This window comes from Comamonas sp. w2-DMI (assembly GCF_040187735.1).
GTDB lineage: Bacteria > Pseudomonadota > Gammaproteobacteria > Burkholderiales > Burkholderiaceae_C > Comamonas > Comamonas terrae.
In genome coordinates, this window is sequence record NZ_JBANEL010000001.1 from 328,817 (window position 1) to 345,015 (window position 16,199).

At 64.8% G+C, this 16,199-nt stretch carries 14 protein-coding genes; 8 read left to right on the forward strand and 6 right to left on the reverse strand.

Annotated features, from left to right (window positions below):
* The first annotated feature begins 64 nt into the window (after positions 1-64).
* Positions 65-340 carry a hypothetical protein gene (locus V8Z74_RS01465; RefSeq protein WP_066473323.1) on the forward strand — a complete coding sequence of 92 codons (276 nt, stop codon included), beginning with the start codon at positions 65-67 and terminating at the stop codon, positions 338-340.
* Here the strand turns inward: V8Z74_RS01465 and V8Z74_RS01470 are convergent.
* Entirely contained in the window at positions 323-1,279 is a 957-nt protein-coding gene (locus tag V8Z74_RS01470; protein WP_066473320.1) for a LysR substrate-binding domain-containing protein, read from the reverse strand. The genes V8Z74_RS01465 and V8Z74_RS01470 overlap by 18 nt on opposite strands.
* Positions 1,280-1,420: 141 nt before the next feature.
* Between V8Z74_RS01470 and V8Z74_RS01475 the strand changes: the two genes are divergently transcribed.
* From V8Z74_RS01475 to V8Z74_RS01485, 3 genes are all read left to right on the forward strand, one after another.
* On the forward strand, positions 1,421-2,410 hold the full coding sequence (locus tag V8Z74_RS01475) for a tripartite tricarboxylate transporter substrate binding protein BugE (RefSeq protein WP_349707561.1): 990 nt from the start codon (positions 1,421-1,423) through the stop codon (positions 2,408-2,410).
* Between the two features lie 77 nt (positions 2,411-2,487).
* The gene (locus V8Z74_RS01480; RefSeq protein ID WP_349707562.1) at positions 2,488-3,384 is read left to right on the forward strand and encodes an N-formylglutamate amidohydrolase; all 897 of its coding nucleotides are present in this window, start codon (positions 2,488-2,490) and stop codon (positions 3,382-3,384) included.
* Between the two features lie 159 nt (positions 3,385-3,543).
* A complete protein-coding gene (locus V8Z74_RS01485) occupies positions 3,544-4,533 on the forward strand; it encodes a Bug family tripartite tricarboxylate transporter substrate binding protein (RefSeq protein WP_349707564.1) in 990 nt (329 codons plus the stop codon).
* A gap of 205 nt (positions 4,534-4,738) precedes the next feature.
* Here V8Z74_RS01485 and ugpQ read toward each other — a convergent pair whose 3' ends face one another.
* The 5 genes from ugpQ to ugpB all read right to left on the reverse strand — a co-directional run bounded on the left by ugpQ (position 4,739) and on the right by ugpB (position 9,857).
* On the reverse strand, positions 4,739-5,515 hold the full coding sequence (gene ugpQ / locus V8Z74_RS01490) for a glycerophosphodiester phosphodiesterase (protein ID WP_349707565.1): 777 nt from the start codon (positions 5,513-5,515) through the stop codon (positions 4,739-4,741).
* Positions 5,516-5,630: 115 nt separating this feature from the next.
* Positions 5,631-6,638, reverse strand: coding sequence for a sn-glycerol-3-phosphate import ATP-binding protein UgpC (locus tag V8Z74_RS01495; RefSeq protein ID WP_349707566.1), 1,008 nt, complete (start codon positions 6,636-6,638; stop codon positions 5,631-5,633).
* Positions 6,639-6,691: 53 nt separating this feature from the next.
* Positions 6,692-7,543 (reverse strand): sn-glycerol-3-phosphate ABC transporter permease UgpE, encoded by an 852-nt coding sequence (gene ugpE / locus V8Z74_RS01500; RefSeq protein WP_066473298.1) that lies wholly within the window; start codon positions 7,541-7,543, stop codon positions 6,692-6,694.
* Between the two features lie 2 nt (positions 7,544-7,545).
* Positions 7,546-8,427, reverse strand: a complete 882-nt coding sequence (gene ugpA / locus V8Z74_RS01505) for a sn-glycerol-3-phosphate ABC transporter permease UgpA (protein WP_066473295.1) — start codon at positions 8,425-8,427, stop codon at positions 7,546-7,548.
* Between the two features lie 116 nt (positions 8,428-8,543).
* Positions 8,544-9,857, reverse strand: coding sequence for a sn-glycerol-3-phosphate ABC transporter substrate-binding protein UgpB (gene ugpB / locus V8Z74_RS01510; protein ID WP_066473293.1), 1,314 nt, complete (start codon positions 9,855-9,857; stop codon positions 8,544-8,546).
* A gap of 477 nt (positions 9,858-10,334) precedes the next feature.
* Here ugpB and V8Z74_RS01515 point away from each other — a divergent pair, with 477 nt between their 5' ends.
* The 4 genes from V8Z74_RS01515 (at position 10,335) to ubiE (ending at position 16,152) form a co-directional block, all read left to right on the forward strand.
* Entirely contained in the window at positions 10,335-14,249 is a 3,915-nt protein-coding gene (locus tag V8Z74_RS01515) for a DUF3683 domain-containing protein (protein ID WP_066473289.1), read from the forward strand.
* Positions 14,250-14,256: 7 nt separating this feature from the next.
* Positions 14,257-14,697 (forward strand): HIT family protein, encoded by a 441-nt coding sequence (locus tag V8Z74_RS01520; RefSeq protein ID WP_349707568.1) that lies wholly within the window; start codon positions 14,257-14,259, stop codon positions 14,695-14,697.
* Between the two features lie 75 nt (positions 14,698-14,772).
* Positions 14,773-15,189 carry a gamma-butyrobetaine hydroxylase family protein gene (locus V8Z74_RS01525; RefSeq protein WP_066473283.1) on the forward strand — a complete coding sequence of 139 codons (417 nt, stop codon included), beginning with the start codon at positions 14,773-14,775 and terminating at the stop codon, positions 15,187-15,189.
* A gap of 231 nt (positions 15,190-15,420) precedes the next feature.
* Positions 15,421-16,152 carry a bifunctional demethylmenaquinone methyltransferase/2-methoxy-6-polyprenyl-1,4-benzoquinol methylase UbiE gene (gene ubiE, locus V8Z74_RS01530; RefSeq protein WP_349707569.1) on the forward strand — a complete coding sequence of 244 codons (732 nt, stop codon included), beginning with the start codon at positions 15,421-15,423 and terminating at the stop codon, positions 16,150-16,152.
* Positions 16,153-16,199: the final 47 nt, after the last annotated feature.

Sequence of the window (16,199 nt, forward strand, 5' to 3'; positions counted from 1 at the left end):
TATAAAATTTCGGCTTCTTTCGGGTATCACCCGAGTTCAAAGTCTTGGAATCGGAGCCGCGGCAATGGGCGCAGTTGCGAGCGTGAATCATTTACTCAACTTCGCGGCCCCTGCATTCTTTCTCGCCGCAGGCATGGCGCTGTATGCCCGGTTATTCAAGGTAAATCAGGCTGCAGCCCTTTCCTGGAAAGCGCAGGTAGCTATCAATTCCATTGTGGGTTGCGCGGTTCTGGCGGTGGGCATGTGGTGGTTCGGCCGCGATGGGAAGATGGCCAGCTACGCGGCGCTGGTGTTGTCAAGTGCCTTGTGCCAGTGGGTGCTTTCACGCGGCTGGCGCTGAAGGCGCAGAGGCGGAGGCACCTGTTTCCGGCGGGATGGCCCGCGGCGCGGCCTGCTCCAGAATCCAGTGCCTGAACTGCTCCAGCGCCGCCGTCGGCGTGCGCGCCGCAGGCCGGCACAGAAAGTAGCCGCGCCCGATGTTGACGGGGGCATCCAGCGCCTGCGCGACGCGGCCGGCGGCCAGATCCTCCTCCACCAGGCAGCGCTGCACCACGGCCACGCCCATGCCTGCGGCCACGGCCTGCACCAGCAGGGCCACGGTCTCGAAGTCCGCCTTGGGCTGCGGGCAGTCCTGCGCAACGCCTTGCGCCGCGGCCCAGCAGGCCCAGTTGCCCGGGTAGTTGGTGTGGGCCAGCAGCGGCCGACCGAGGACATCGGCAGCGTCGCGTATGGCCTGCGGTCCCTGCAGGTCGCGCGGATGGCAGATGGGGATCAGGTCGCGGCCGATCACATAGTCGGCGGCGATGTCGGGTGCCCAGTGGCTGCCCACGCGGATCCAGGCATCGATCTCGGGCGCGTTCAGCGTGTCGTCCCTCCGGTAGGGGGCAAAGGACAGCATCACTTCCGGATGGCGGGCGCTGAAATCAGGCAGGCGCGGAATCAGCCAGTGGCTGAACAGCGTGGGTACGACGGACAGGCGCAGCTGTGGTGCGCCGCTGCGCTGGCTGGAGTTGCGGCGGGCGGCGGCCGACGCGGCCTCGATGGCCATGAGGGCGGGCTCGACGGCCTGCAGGTATTCCTGCCCCGCGCGCGTGAGCGCGTTGCGTCGGCCCTGGCGCTCGAACAGCGCAAAGCCCAGATGTTCTTCGAGACGGGCGATGGCCCGGCTGATGCCGCCCTGGGTGACATACAGCTCCTGGGCGGCCAGTGAGTAGCTTCCCAGGCGCGCGGCCGCCGAGAAAGCGTGCAGCTCGGACAGGGAGGGGGAGTGCATGCGCATGGCCGAACCATTATGACGGGCAGTCATATGACTGTGCTTTCTTGTCGCTTTTCCCCGGGAGCGCCTGCCACCAGAATGCAGCCCGTTGCCAACCAGCCGGTTCGCGCCATATCAACCATATTTCTGGAGAGGAAAGTCCACATGGCCATTCGCCGCACCGTTTTGTCCAGCCTGCTTGCGGGCGCTGCCGCTATTTCGCTCAGCCCCGCATTCGCGGCGAATGCCGCGGCCGACTATCCGAGCCGTCCCATCCGCCTGGTGGTGCCGTTCGGCGCCGGCGGTTCGACCGACATGGTGGCCCGCCTGCTGGCCGAGAAAATGAGCCAGATCCTCGGCAAGTCCGTGGTGGTGGACAACAAGGGCGGCGCCGGCGGCTCGATCGGCGCTTCCGAGATCGCCAAGGCCGCGCCCGACGGCTACACCATCGGCATGGCCACCGTGTCCACCCACGGCTCCAATCCGGCCATCTTTCGCAAGCTGCCCTACGACGCCATCAAGGACTTCGCGCCCATCACCAACGTGATGAGCGTGCCCAGCGTGTTCGTGGTCAATTCCAGCGTGCCGGCCAAGACCATGAAGGAATTCATCGCCCTGGCCAAGGCCCATCCGGACAAGTACACCTTCGCCTCGCCGGGCACGGGCTCGCTGGGCCATGCCAACATCGAGAACTTCATGAATCTGGCCGGCATCCAGCTGCTGCACATCCCTTACAAGGGCGCGGGCCAGGCCATTACCGATGCGCTGGGCGGCCAGGTCAATGCCATGACCGACAACCTGCCTTCCACGCTGCCCCACATCAAGGACGGCAAGCTGCGCCCGCTGGCCGTGCTGGCCCTGAAGCGCGCCGAAGTGCTGCCCGACGTGCCGACCTATGCCGAGCTGGGCTATCCCCAGATGGGCGACGGCGGCTGGTTCGGCCTGGTGGCGCCCGCCGGCACGCCGCGCCCCATCATCGACAAGCTCAATGCCGCGGCCCACAAGGCCATGGCCATGCCCGACTACCTGGAAAAGCAGAAGTCCATCTCGGGCGAATCCATGGGCAACACGCCTGAAGAATTTGCCAAGCAGATCAAGGTCGCCATCGAGCGCTACACGGCCGTGGCCAAGCGCGCCAACATCAAGCTGGACTAATGGCTGACGGAGGCCTTGCGCGGCTGCCGCAGGCGGCGGCCGCAGCCTCCGCTGCCGCCACGACAAGGAAGGCCCGCATGCCGGCACCCGATTTCTTGCAAGCCCGGCCGGACGAGCCGGTCATCATCCATCTGCCGCAGGGCGAAGCGCTGCCCATCGTCTGCGACTCGCCGCACAGCGGTACGGCCTATCCCGAGGACTTCGGCCATGCCGTGCCCATGCGCCTGCTGCGCCGCGGCGAGGACACGCATGTGGCCGCGCTGTGGGACCGCTGGCCCGCATTCGGCGCCACGCTGATCGAAGCCACGTTTCCGCGCACCTATATCGACGCCAACCGCAGCGAGGCCGACCTGGACCCCGCGCAGATCGAAGGCCAATGGCCCGTGCCGCTGTCGCCCAGCATCAAGACCCAGCAGGGCCTGGGCCTGATCTGGCAGCGCATCAGCAAGGACGGCGTGGCCACGCCGCTGTACGAGCGCAAGCGCACGGTGGCCGAGATCGAGCACCGCATCGCGCGCTACTGGCGCCCCTACCATGCGGCGCTGGCGCAGGCCATCGATGCCAGCGTGCAGCGCTTCGGCGGTGTCTGGCACCTGAACCTGCATTCCATGCCCAATGACGTGTACAAGCGCCTGGGCCGCACGGATGCGCCGCCGCTGGCCGACTTCGTGCTCGGCGACCGCGACGGCACGACCTGCGCACCCGAGTTCATCCACCTGATCGGCGACACTCTCAAGGGCTTTGGCTACAGCGTGGCCTACAACGAGCCCTACAAGGGGGTGGAGCTGATAGGCCGCATCGGCCAGCCGCAGCTGGGGCGCCATTCCATGCAGATCGAGATCCGCCGACCGGTCTACATGGACGAGGACACGCGCGAGCCCAATGCCGGCTTCGAGCCGCTGCGCGCGCACTTTGCCACGCTGATGCAGGTGGTGGCCGACTACGTGCGGGAAAACCTGCCCGCGGCGCGCTGAAACCGCCGCGTCTTCAGGCGTTTGAAGCGCAAGCCAGCTCTAAGATCGTGAACACGCTCTTAGAATCCCGATCTGCGGCCCCGCTGGGGCCGCGTCTGTTTGCGGGTGGCCCGTGCACGGGCCCCGACCTCAAGAACATCCACATATCGGGAGACAACCATGAAAAAATTCTGGCCAAGATTTGGGCGCCTGGGCCTGGCAGCGGCCCTGGGCCTCACGGCTTTCACCTTGGCCCATGCCCAGGGCGGCAGCTTCCCCGTCAAGCCCATCCGCGTGGTGGTGGGCTTTCCGGCCGGCGGCCCGCTGGACCAGCATGCGCGCCTGCTGACCGATAAGCTGCAGGGTGTGCTGGGCCAGCCCATCATCGTGGACTACAAGCCCGGCGCCGGCGGCGCCGTGGGCGCGCAGGACGTGATGAAGTCGCCCGCCGACGGCTACACGCTGATGCTGGCCAACACCGGCGTGATGGTGATCAATCCGGCGCTCTATCCCAAGCTGCCCTACAACACCCTGAAGGACTTCACGCCCGTGGCGCGCACCGCCATGCAGCCGCTGGCGCTGCTGGTCAACAACAAGGTGCCGGCCAAGAATCTGCAGGAATTCATGGCCTATGCCAGAGCCAACCCCGGCAAGATCAACTTCGGCTCGGCCGGCAACGGCGGCATCAGCCACCTGGTGCCCGAGATGTTCAAGAACGCCACCAACCTGGATCTGGTCCACATCCCCTACAAGGGCAGCGCGCCAGCCTTCACCGACCTGATCGGCGGCCAGGTGCAGTTCATGGCCGAGAGCATTCCGCAGGCCGCGGCCTACCACAAGCAGGGCAAGGTGCGCGCCCTGGCCGTGACGAGCAGGGAGCGCAATCCCGCGCTGCCCGATGTGCCGACCGCCATCGAGTCTGGCATCAAGGGATTCGAGGTCGTGGGCTTCTACGGATTCCTGGCGCCGGCCGGCACGCCCAAGGAGGTGGTGGCCAAGCTCAGCGGTGCCTTCCAGCAGGTGATGAGCCTGCCCGATGTGAAGAGCCGCATGGTGGAGCAGGGCGCCGATCCGGCCTTCCTGGGCGCCGACGAGTTCGCCAAATTCCTGGCCGGCGAAATGCCGCGCTGGGCCGCTGCGGTCAAGGCCTCGGGCACCAAGATGGATTGACCCCCTGAGGCGCTTTGCGCCTTCCCCCAAGGGGGACGCAGCCTTCGCTGCGGGGCGGCCCTTGCTTGACCGCTCTGGTTTTGGGGCGTGCCAGTTTCAGGTGGTGTTTGCTATGAATGCAGAAGCTGCTTGCGTCTGCTCATATTGGGTTTCAATCAATGAATGATCTGAAGCTCAATCAGAGTCAGTGCAAGCAGCTCTCAAATCAGAGTTGCGAACCTATCTGCGCGGGGCTGAACAGGTCCACGCGGTCGGTGATGATGCCGTCCGTGCCCAGGTCGATCAGGCGCTGGGCGGCCCATGGGTCGTTGACGGTGTAGCTGCTGCAGCGCAGGCCCGCGCCATGCACCTTGGCCACCAGCGCCGCATCCCACAGCGCATGGTTGAGCACCAGGGCCGAGCAGTCCAGGCCGAGCGCGATCTTCAGGTCGGCATCGCCGGTGCCGTCGGAGAACCTGTCCACCAGCAGGCCGCGCGGAATGTGCGGCGCAACGTCGCGCGCGCCCTTGAGCGCCTCGGGCTTGAAAGAGGTGAACAGCGGCTGCACGGCGGCCTGGGGCCAGATGCGGTTCATGAGTTCGCCGCAGGCACGGCCGGTTTCCTCGTCCTGGCCCGGCGTGGGCTTGATCTCCACGTTCAGGTGCAGGTGGTTGGCCAGGCACCAGCGCGCCAGCGCCTCCAGCGTGGGCAGTTGCTCGCCCGCATAGGCGCGCGAATGCCAGCTGCCGGCATCGAGCTGGGCAATCTCGCCCATGGTCAGCGCGCCGCCGATGCCGCGGCCGTTGGTGGTGCGCTCCAGCGTGGCGTCGTGCATGAGGAACAGCACGCCGTCGCTGCTGAGCTTGGCATCGCATTCGAAGAAGCGGTAGCCGTGCTGCGCGCCCAGGCGGAAGGCGCTCATGGTGTTCTCGGGGGCCAGCTTGCCGGCGCCCCGGTGGGCGACCCAGCGGGGGTAGGGCCAGGGTTTCAGTGCAGTAGTCATGGTGGGTTTGCAGCTCGTGCCGATGTGACAAGAGCGCCGCAAGTGCTGGACCTGGGGCGCTCTTCCGATTAATCAGTCGCGTTCGACGCTGCTGGCGGGACGTGCATGCGTGCCGTCAGATGCGTTTGCCGGTTTCGGCATGGAACCAGTGCAGGCGGTCTTCGCGGGCCGAGATGCGGGCCGTTTCGCCGGGCTTGGGATAGGGCTGGCCTTCCTCCACGCGCACGGTCACGTCCTCGCCGCCGACCTTGCCGTACAGCAGGCGCTCGGCGCCCAGCAACTCCACGGTCTCGACCATGAACTCCCAGCCGCCGGCCGCGACCAGGTCGATGTGCTCGGGGCGGATGCCCAGGATCTGGCCCTGCCTGCCGTTGGGTGCGTTCTTGAGCAGGTTCATCGGGGGCGAGCCGATGAAGCCGGCCACGAAGGTGGAGGCGGGCGTGTGGTAGACCTCCTCGGGCGTGCCGAACTGCTCGACATTGCCGCCGTTCATCACGATCATGCGCTGGGCCAGCGTCATGGCCTCGACCTGGTCGTGGGTCACGAACAGGCTGGTGATGCCCAGCTCGGCATGCAGCTTCTGGATCTCGATGCGGGTCTGGCCGCGCAGCTTGGCGTCCAGGTTGGACAGCGGCTCGTCGAACAGGAAGACCTGGGGCTGGCGCACGATGGCGCGGCCCATGGCCACGCGCTGGCGCTGGCCGCCCGACAGCTGGCGCGGCTTGCGGTCCAGCAGGTGGGACAGCTCCAGGATCTTGGCGGCCTTGTCCACGCGGCGCTTGATCTCGTCCTCAGGCACCTTGGCGAGCTTCAGGCCGTAGGCCATGTTCTCGTAGTTGCTCATGTGCGGATACAGCGCGTAGTTCTGGAACACCATGGCGATGTTGCGCTTGGCGGGCTCCAGGTTGTTGACGACCTTGTCGCCGATCCACAGTTCGCCGCCGGTGATTTCCTCCAGGCCGGCGATCATGCGCAGCAGCGTGGACTTGCCGCAGCCCGAGGGGCCGACCAGCACGATGAATTCGCCGTCCTTGATCTCGGCGTTCACGCCGTGGATGACGGGCACGGCAGCCTTGCCGGTGCCGTAGCGCTTGACGATGTTCTTGAGGGAGATGGATGCCATAACAGGGTTGTATTCAATCGGTCAAAAGATGGTGGCGGGCAATGTGGCGGGGATCACTTTTCGGTATCCACCAGGCCTTTGACAAACCACTTTTGCATCAGCATGACCACCAGCGTCGGTGGCAGCATGGCGAGGATGGCCGTGGCCATCACGATGTTCCAGTCGATGGCGGCTTCGCCGCCGCCGGCCACCATGCGCTTGATGCCCACGACCACGGGATACATGTCTTCCGAGGTGGTCATCAGCAGGGGCCACAGGTACTGGTTCCAGCCGTAGATGAACTGGATCACGAACAGCGCCGCGATCGAGGTCTTGGACAGGGGCACCAGCACGTCCTTGAAGAAGCGCATGGGACCGGCGCCATCGATGCGGGCCGCTTCCACCAGCTCGTCGGGCACGGTCAGGAAGAACTGGCGGAACAGGAAGGTGGCCGTGGCCGAGGCGATCAGCGGCAGCGACAGGCCCGCGTAGCTGTTGAGCAGGCCCAGTTCGGCCACCACCTTGTAGGTGGGCAGGATACGCACTTCCACGGGCAGCATCAGGGTCAGGAAAATGGCCCAGAAGCAGATCATCTTGAACGGGAAGCGGAAGTAGACGATGGCGAAGGCCGACAGCAGCGAGATCGCGATCTTGCCCACGGTGATGATCATGGCCACCACGAAGCTCACCCACATCATGTGCACGACGTTGGTGTTGGAGCCGAGCTTGCCCGAGCCCAGCAGGGCTTCCTTGTAGTTCTCCCACAGGTGGGAGCCGGGCAGCAGCGGCATGGGCGCCTGGACGATCTCGCTGGCCGTGTGCGTGGAGGCGATCAGTGCCAGGTACAGCGGAAAGGCGACGATGGCCACGCCGAAGATCAGCACGGCGTGGGAGAAGATGTTGAGCCAGGGATTGCGATCAACCATGATCAGTACTGCACTTTCTTTTCAACATAGCGGAACTGGATCACGGTCAGAACCACCACGATCAGCATCAGGATCACGGACTGCGCTGCGGAGCCGCCCAGGTCCAGGGCCTTGAAGCCGTCCAGATACACCTTGTAGACCAGGATGGAGGTCGACTGGCCGGGACCGCCGTGGGTGGCCGCGTCGATGATGCCGAAGGTGTCGAAGAAGGCGTAGACGATGTTGATCACCAGCAGGAAGAAGGTCGTGGGCGACAGCAGCGGCAGCTGGATGTTCCAGAAGCGGCGCCAGGGGCCGGCACCGTCGATGGAAGCGGCCTCGATCAGCGCCTTAGGGATGGACTGCAGGCCGGCCAGGAAGAACAGGAAGTTGTAGGAGATCTGCTTCCACACCGCGGCCAGCACGATCAGCGCCATGGCCTGGTTTTCGTTCATCAGGTGGTTCCAGGAATAGCCGAGCTTGTCCAGGAAATAGGCCACCACGCCGATGGACGGCGAGAACATGAAGATCCACAGCACGCCGGCGATCACGGGCGCCACGGCGTAGGGAATGATCAGCAGGGTCTTGTAGACCATGGCGAAGCGCACGATGCGGTCCGCGAAGATGGCCAGCGCCAGCGAGGTGGCAATGCCGATGCCGGCCACCAGCACCGAGAACACGGCGGTGCGGTAGAACGAGTCCAGATAGGACGGGTCGGCGAAGAGGGTGCGGAAGTTATCGAACCCGACCCACTCGGTGCTCATGCCGAAGGCGTCTTCCATCTGGAACGACTGCAGCACGGCCTGTGCGGCGGGCCAGAAAAAGAAGATGCTGATGATCAGCAGCTGGGGGGCAATCAGCACCCACGGCAGCCATCCGGAGCGGAAAAGTACGCGTTTTTCCATGAGGGGTCACAAATAAAAAAAACCGCCGAAGGCTGGAGCCAACCTCCGGGGCATGGGGTGCAGCGCCCCTTGGGGAGGCGCTGCAGGCTTGACCAGCTCGGAATCGAGGCTGGCGATTACTGCTTGTAGGAGCGCTCGAAACGGGCCAGCAGCTCGTTGCCGCGGGACACGATGGCGTCCAGCGCCTGCTGGCCGGTCTTCTTGCCGGCCCACACCTGTTCGAGTTCCTCGTCCTCGATGGTGCGGATCTGCACATAGTTGCCCAGGCGGATGCCGCGCGAATTGTTGGTCACCTTGCGGATCATCTGCGTCACGGCGGTGTCGGTGCCGGGATGCTTGGCATAGAAGCCGGACTTCTCGGTCAGGTCATAGGCGGCCATGGTCACGGGCAGGTAGCCGGTGCGCTGGTGGCTGGCGGCCTGGACCTTGGTCTGCGACAGGAATTCGAAGAACTTGGCCACGCCCTTGTAGTGCTCGGCATTCTTGCCGGCCATGACCCACAGCGAAGCGCCGCCGATCACGGTGTTCTGGGGCGCGCCCTTCACATCGGGGTAGTAGGGCAGGGGAGCCAGGCCGTAGGCGAACTTGGCGTTCTTGGCCACGTCGCCGTAGTAGCCCGACGATGTCTGGATCATGGCGCACTCGCCGGCCGTGAACGAAGCCTGGGGAATGGAGCCGCGGCCCTTGTAGACGAATTCACCGTTCTTGGCGGCTTCGGCCAGGTTCTGGATGTGCTTGACGTGCAGGGGCGAGTTGATCTTCAGGCGCGCCTTGTAGCCGTTGGCGCTCAGGCCGTTCTGCTCGGTGGCGAATTCCACGTTGTGCCAGGTGGAGAACGATTCCAGCTGGGTCCAGCCCTGCCAGGCCAGCGTCATGGGGCAGCTGTGGCCGCTTTCCTTGAGCTTCTTGGCGGCGGCGAAGACTTCGGGCCAGGTGGCGGGCGCCTTGTCGGGGTTCAGGCCGGCCTTCTTGAAGGCATCCTTGTTGTAATAGAAGATGGTGGTCGAGCTGTTGAACGGGAAGCTCAGCATCTGGCCGTTGGGGGCGGTGTAGTAGCCGGCCACGGCGGGGATGTAGGACTTGGGATCGAAGGACACGCCGGCATCGGCCATGACCTTGCCCACGGGCACGGTCGCGCCCTTGGAGGCCATCATGGTGGCGGTGCCCACTTCGAAGACCTGCAGGATGTCGGGTGCATTGCCCGAACGGAACGCGGCGATGGCGGCTGTCATCGACTCGTCATACGCGCCCTTGTAGGTCGGAACGATCTTGTAATCCTTCTGGCTTTCATTGAACTGCTTGGCCAGATCGTTGACCCACTCGTTGTTCACGGCGGTCATGGAGTGCCACCATTGGATCTCGGTGGTGGCTTGCGCCGAAAAAGCGGTAGCGGCGACGGCGGCGGCCATGGCCAGTTGCTTGAATTGCATGAAAGCTCCTCTAACGTTTTGGTGACGAAATATGCGACGCTGCACATTAGGTCTTGCGTATGACATATGCATGTCATTGTTTGCACCAGCTTCGTGTTCCACCACGGGCCGAACCCGCACATTTCCTTGTCACATGACAAAGGGGTGACAAAAGGTGACGCGCGAAGCTGCGCCATTCTAGGTCAATACCATTTCGTTTCGAAATGACGGTCTTTCGGTTTTTGTTGCTTTTGATTCGCAAATGGTTGTTTGTACCGATGCAGGCATGCGAGCCTCTTTGGTGGACAGCCGGATGACAGGATTGCGGGGCAAAAAGCATGCGCGAAGCCCGCGGGCCCGGCGCGAAAGGCCGGCAGGCGCAGGGACGCAGGCTTCTGAGGCTATGGGCGTACTGCCCGGCGGGATCAGGCCGCCTCGCTTAAAATCGTCGTCCCACTGGCTTCGGGGCGCCACCGGGCGCCCGATACGGTCTACCCCATGAATGTACCGATTGCGTTGGCCGCCTTGCAGGCGCAGGCAGCCGAACCCGCACGACTGCGCGAGATTCCCTATAACTACACCTCGTTTTCCGACCGCGAGATTGTGATACGCCTGCTGGGCTCATCCATGTGGGATGTGCTCAACCAGCTGCGCCAGGAGCGTCGCACGGGGCGGTCCGCGCGCATGCTGTACGAGGTGCTCGGGGACATCTGGGTCGTGCAGCGCAATCCCTATCTGCAGGACGACCTGCTGCACAACCCCGGCCGCCGCAAGTCGCTGGTGGAGGCGCTGGAGCACCGTCTGTCGGAGATCGACAAGCGCCGCGAGCCCGATGCCGATGCGCTGCGCGATACGCTGGTGGGCCAGCTCGTCGAGGCCGCGCGCCGCGCCGTGCACGAGTTCAACGCCACCTTCGTCGAGGCCGAGCAGCTGCGTCGCCGCGTGCAGAAAACCCTGGGTCGCTTCACGGCCAAGGACAACATCAAGTTCGACGGTCTCTCGCGCGTGGCCCATGTGACCGACGCGACCGACTGGCGTGTCGAATACCCGTTCGTGGTGCTCACGCCCGATACGGAAGCCGAGATGGCGGGCCTGGTCAAGGGCTGCATCGAACTGGGTCTGACCATCATCCCGCGCGGAGGCGGCACGGGCTATACCGGCGGCGCCATTCCGCTGACCTGGCGCAGCGTGGTCATCAACACCGAGAAGCTGGAAAAGCTGACCGAGGTCGAGATGCGCCGCATCCCCGGCGTCGACCACGAGGTGCCGACCATCTATTCCGAAGCGGGCGTGGTGACCCAGCGCGTGGCCGATGCGGCCGAGCGCGCCGGCTATGTGTTCGCCGTGGACCCGACCTCGATCGAGGCCTCGTGCATCGGCGGCAACATCGCCATGAACGCGGGCGGCAAGAAAGCCGTGCTGTGGGGCACGGCGCTGGACAACCTGGTGTCCTGGCGCATGGTAACGCCCGATGCGCAGTGGCTGGAAGTCACGCGCCTGGACCACAACCTGGGCAAGATCCACGATGCCGAGATGGCCAGCTTCGAGCTGCAGTACTTCGAGGCCGACGGCAAGACGCCGATCCGCACCGAACGCCTGGACATTCCCGGCCACAAGTTCCGCAAGGAAGGCCTGGGCAAGGACGTGACGGACAAGTTCCTCTCGGGCCTGCCCGGCGTGCAGAAGGAAGGCACGGATGGCCTGATCACCAGCGCGCGCTGGGTGGTGCACCGCATGCCCGAGCACACGCGCACGGTCTGCATGGAGTTCTTCGGCAATGCCAAGGATGCCGTGCCCTCCATCGTCGAGATCAAGGACTACATGTTCGCCGAGCAAAAGCGCTCGGGCGTGCTGCTGGCCGGCCTCGAACACCTGGACGACCGCTACCTCAAGGCCGTGGGCTACGCGACCAAGAGCAAGAAGGGCAACGGCCATCTGCCCAAGATGGTGCTGCTGGGCGACATCGCCGGCGACAACGCCGACGAGGTGGCGCGCGTGGCCGCCGAGGTGGTGCGCATCGCCAACTCGCGCAACGGCGAGGGCTTCACGGCCGTGAGCGCCGAGGCGCGCAAGAAGTTCTGGCTGGACCGCAAGCGCACGGCCGCCATCAGCCGCCACACCAACGCCTTCAAGATCAACGAGGACGTGGTGATCCCTCTGCCGCGCATGGCCGAGTACACCGACGGCATCGAGCGCATCAACATCGAGCTCTCCCTGCGCAACAAGCTCAGGCTCTGCGACGAGCTGGCGCGTTTCTTCCGGCATGGCGATCTGCCGCTGGGCAAGCAGGACGACGCGGGCGACATCCCCTCGGCCGAATTGCTCGAGGACCGCGTGCAGCAGGCGCTGGCCCTGGTGGGCGACGTGCGCGCGCTGTGGCAGGGCTGGCTGGACGGCGTGGCCACGTTGTTCCCGCAGCTGCAGGACCATACGCTGCGCGCAAGCTGGAAGACCCAGCTCAAGGAGCCGCTGTCCAAGATCTTCGCCGGCGCGGCCTTCCAGCCGCTGCGCGAAGCCCTCAACGGCATCCACCAGAAGGTGCTCAAGGGCCGCGTCTGGGTGGCGCTGCACATGCACGCCGGCGACGGCAACGTGCACACCAACATCCCCGTCAACAGCGACGACTACGAGATGCTGCAGACCGCGCACGAAGCCGTGGCGCGCATCATGGAGCTGGCACGCAGCCTGGACGGCGTGATCTCGGGCGAGCACGGCATCGGCATCACCAAGCTGGAATTCCTGTCGGATGCCGAACTGGCACCGTTTGCCGAATACAAGAAGCGCGTGGACCCCGAAGGCCGCTTCAACAAGGGCAAGCTGATCCGCAACGAGGAATGGGACGCCTCGGCCCATCAGAGCCATGACGGCCGCTCGCCGCGCGAGTCGCTGATGTATGCCGACCTGACCAATGCGTACACGCCCAGCTTCGGGCTGATGGGCTACGAGTCCATCATCATGCAGCAGTCGGACATCGGCGCGATTGCCAATAGCGTCAAGGACTGCCTGCGCTGCGGCAAGTGCAAGCCCGTGTGCGCCACCCATGTGCCGCGCGCCAACCTGCTGTACAGCCCGCGCAACAAGATCCTGGCCACCTCGCTGCTGGTGGAGGCCTTTCTCTACGAAGAACAGACGCGTCGCGGCGTCTCGCTCAAGCACTGGCAGGAGTTCGAGGACGTGGCCGATCACTGCACGGTCTGCCACAAGTGCTTCAACCCCTGCCCGGTCAAGATCGACTTCGGCGACGTGACCATGAACATGCGCAACCTGCTGCGCAAGATGGACAAGAAGAGCTTTCGGCCCGGCAACAAGCTGGCCATGGCCATGCTCAACGCGACGAACCCGGACACCATCAAGCTCATGCGCTCGGCCATGGTCGGCGTGGGCTTCAAGGCCCAGCGCCTGGCCGCCGACGTGCTGGGCGCCGTGGCCAGGAAGCAGACGGCCCATCCGCCCGCCTCTGTAGGAACGGCGCCGATCAAGGAGCAGGTGATCCACTTCGTCAACAAGAAGCTGCCCGGCGGACTGCCGACCAAGACGGCGCGCGCCCTGCTGGACATCGAGGACAAGGATTACGTGCCCATCATCCGCAATCCGCAGAGCACCAGCGCCGATACCGAGGCCGTGTTCTATTTCCCCGGTTGCGGCTCGGAGCGCCTGTTCAGCCAGGTGGGCCTGGCCACGCAGGCCATGCTCTGGCATGCGGGCGTGCAGACCGTGCTGCCGCCCGGCTACCTGTGCTGCGGTTATCCGCAGCGCGGCAGCGGCCAGTTCGACAAGGCCGAGAAGATGATCACGGACAACCGCGTGCTGTTCCACCGCGTGGCCAATACGCTCAACTACCTGGACATCAAGACGGTGGTGGTGAGCTGCGGCACCTGCTACGACCAGCTGCAGGGCTACGAGTTCGACAAGATCTTCCCGGGCTGTCGCATCATCGACATCCACGAGTACCTGCTCGAAAAGGGCATCACGTTGCAGAACAAGGGTGCCTACCTGTACCACGACCCCTGCCACACGCCCATGAAGACGCAGGACCCCATGAAGACCGTCAAGGCGCTCATGGGCGACGACGTGCTCAAGAGCGAACGCTGCTGCGGCGAATCGGGCACGCTGGGCGTGACGCGCCCCGACATTTCCACGCAGATCCGTTTCCGCAAGACCGAGGAGATCCGCAAGAGCGAAGCGGTGCTGCGCGAATCCGGCAAGGTGGGCGAGAAGGACAACGTCAAGATCCTGACCAGCTGCCCCAGCTGCCTGCAAGGCCTCTCGCGCTACGGCAACGACCTGCAGAACGGCCTGCTCGAAGCCGACTACATCGTGGTCGAGATGGCGCGCGACATCCTCGGCGAGAACTGGATGGCCGAGTATGTGCAGCGCGCCAACCAGGGCGGCATCGAGCGCGTGCTGGTCTGAGGTCGCCATGCGCCGGCAAGACAACTGCCCCCTGTGCGCCGCCGATGGCGGCACGCTGATCTGGCGCGGCGACAGGCTGCGCGTCATCCGCGCTGCCGAGGCCGGCTTCCCGGGCTTTTACCGCGTGGTCTGGAACGACCATGTGGCCGAGTTTTCGGACCTGTCCGCCGCCGACCGCGCGCTGTGCATGGACGCCGTGGCGCTGGTGGAGCGCGTGCTGCGCGAGCAGCTGGCGCCCGCCAAGATCAATCTGGCGGCCCTTGGCAACATGGTGGCCCACCTGCACTGGCATGTGATTGCGCGCTACGACTGGGACAGCCATTTCCCGGGTGCCGTCTGGGCGCCAGCCCAGCGCGAGCGCGATGGGGCCCGCGAGGCGCAGGTCGCCCAGCTGCTGCCCCGGGTGGACGCTGCGCTGGAACGGGCGCTGGACGCCTGGGCTGCCTGAGCGGCCGGCGCGGCAAACAAAGACGGCGGACCCTGCGGATACGGGCCGCCGTCCGATCTATTGAAGGAGATACCCATGGCGGGACTGCAAGCCGATACCCCCACGCCCGAGGCATTGACCGTGCACGGCGCCTCGCGCGTGCTGGAGGTGTCCTATTCGGACGGCAAGACCTTCCGCATTCCTTTCGAGCTGCTGCGCGTCTATTCGCCCTCGGCCGAAGTGCAGGGGCATGGCCCGGGCCAGGAAGTGCTGCAGACGGGCAAGCGCGACGTGGGCATCACCACCATCGAGCCCGTGGGCAACTACGCGATCAAGCCGTTCTTCAGCGACGGCCATGAAAGCGGCCTCTATACCTGGGAATACCTGTACCAGCTGGGCAGCCAGCAGGATGCGCTGTGGCAGCAATACCTGCAGCGGCTCGCGGAGGCAGGCCTGGACCGGGATGCACCCATGCCCCAGAAGGGGGGCGGCCACGGCTGCAGCGTGCATTGATCCGAACGCCGCCAAAAGCCCGGGCCCCGGCTTTTGCGTGCGCCACGCGCCACACCGGTGCTGCGCAGCACGCAGGGTTATTGAGGCTGATGCTATATTAAAAGTAGCTTTCGGCGCTTTCTCTTCAAGCGTCGCAGGACGATTTCATCTAAACCCCTAGTGCTGCAAAGCCCGTAGCCATACGGGGTTGTCGCTGTACGCAACAGCACTGCCTGCTTAGCATTCATTGTTATGAGCACCACACATTTCGGTTTCCAGTCGGTCGATGAAAGCGAAAAGGCCGGCCGCGTGCGCGGCGTGTTCGACTCCGTCGCCTCCAAGTACGACATCATGAACGACGTGATGTCGGGCGGCCTGCACCGCGCCTGGAAGGCCTACACCGTGATGGTGGCCAATCTCAAGGAAGGCGACAAGGCCCTGGACATCGCGGGCGGCACCGGCGATCTGGCGCTGGCATTTTCCAGGAAGGTGGGCGCTTCGGGCCAGGTGGTGCATACCGACATCAACGAAGCCATGCTGCGCGTGGGGCGCGACCGCCTGACCGACAAGGGCGTGATCCTGCCCACGCTGGTGTGCGATGCGGAGAAGCTGCCGTTCGAGGACAACTATTTCGATCTGGTCAGCGTGGCCTTCGGCCTGCGCAACATGACGCACAAGGATGTGGCGCTCAAGGAGATGAACCGCGTGCTGCGCCCTGGCGGCAAGCTGCTGGTGCTCGAGTTCTCCAAGGTGGCCAAGCCTCTGGAAAAGGCCTACGACTGGTATTCGTTCAAGATTCTGCCGGCCATGGGCAAGCTCATCGCCGGCGACTCGGAAAGCTATCGCTATCTGGCCGAGTCCATCCGCATGCACCCGGGCCAGCAGGAGCTCAAGGTCCTGATGCAGCAATGCGGCTTCGGCCATGTGGACTATCACAACATGACGGGAGGCGTCTGTGCCTTGCATGTGGGAATCAAATGCTGAGCGCGCGGTCTGCGCGGATTTGTAGCTACGTTTTTTGATAAGAAGGG

What these genes read in the sequence shown, in the direction of transcription:
- V8Z74_RS01465 (WP_066473323.1), top strand. Translation starts at nt 65, where the DNA reads ATGGGCGCAGTTGCGAGCGTGAATCATTTACTCAACTTCGCGGCCCCT.
- V8Z74_RS01470 (WP_066473320.1), bottom strand. Translation starts at nt 1,279, where the DNA reads ATGCGCATGCACTCCCCCTCCCTGTCCGAGCTGCACGCTTTCTCGGCG.
- V8Z74_RS01475 (WP_349707561.1), top strand. Translation starts at nt 1,421, where the DNA reads ATGGCCATTCGCCGCACCGTTTTGTCCAGCCTGCTTGCGGGCGCTGCC.
- V8Z74_RS01480 (WP_349707562.1), top strand. Translation starts at nt 2,488, where the DNA reads ATGCCGGCACCCGATTTCTTGCAAGCCCGGCCGGACGAGCCGGTCATC.
- V8Z74_RS01485 (WP_349707564.1), top strand. Translation starts at nt 3,544, where the DNA reads ATGAAAAAATTCTGGCCAAGATTTGGGCGCCTGGGCCTGGCAGCGGCC.
- ugpQ (WP_349707565.1), bottom strand. Translation starts at nt 5,515, where the DNA reads ATGACTACTGCACTGAAACCCTGGCCCTACCCCCGCTGGGTCGCCCAC.
- V8Z74_RS01495 (WP_349707566.1), bottom strand. Translation starts at nt 6,638, where the DNA reads ATGGCATCCATCTCCCTCAAGAACATCGTCAAGCGCTACGGCACCGGC.
- ugpE (WP_066473298.1), bottom strand. Translation starts at nt 7,543, where the DNA reads ATGGTTGATCGCAATCCCTGGCTCAACATCTTCTCCCACGCCGTGCTG.
- ugpA (WP_066473295.1), bottom strand. Translation starts at nt 8,427, where the DNA reads ATGGAAAAACGCGTACTTTTCCGCTCCGGATGGCTGCCGTGGGTGCTG.
- ugpB (WP_066473293.1), bottom strand. Translation starts at nt 9,857, where the DNA reads ATGCAATTCAAGCAACTGGCCATGGCCGCCGCCGTCGCCGCTACCGCT.
- V8Z74_RS01515 (WP_066473289.1), top strand. Translation starts at nt 10,335, where the DNA reads ATGAATGTACCGATTGCGTTGGCCGCCTTGCAGGCGCAGGCAGCCGAA.
- V8Z74_RS01520 (WP_349707568.1), top strand. Translation starts at nt 14,257, where the DNA reads ATGCGCCGGCAAGACAACTGCCCCCTGTGCGCCGCCGATGGCGGCACG.
- V8Z74_RS01525 (WP_066473283.1), top strand. Translation starts at nt 14,773, where the DNA reads ATGGCGGGACTGCAAGCCGATACCCCCACGCCCGAGGCATTGACCGTG.
- ubiE (WP_349707569.1), top strand. Translation starts at nt 15,421, where the DNA reads ATGAGCACCACACATTTCGGTTTCCAGTCGGTCGATGAAAGCGAAAAG.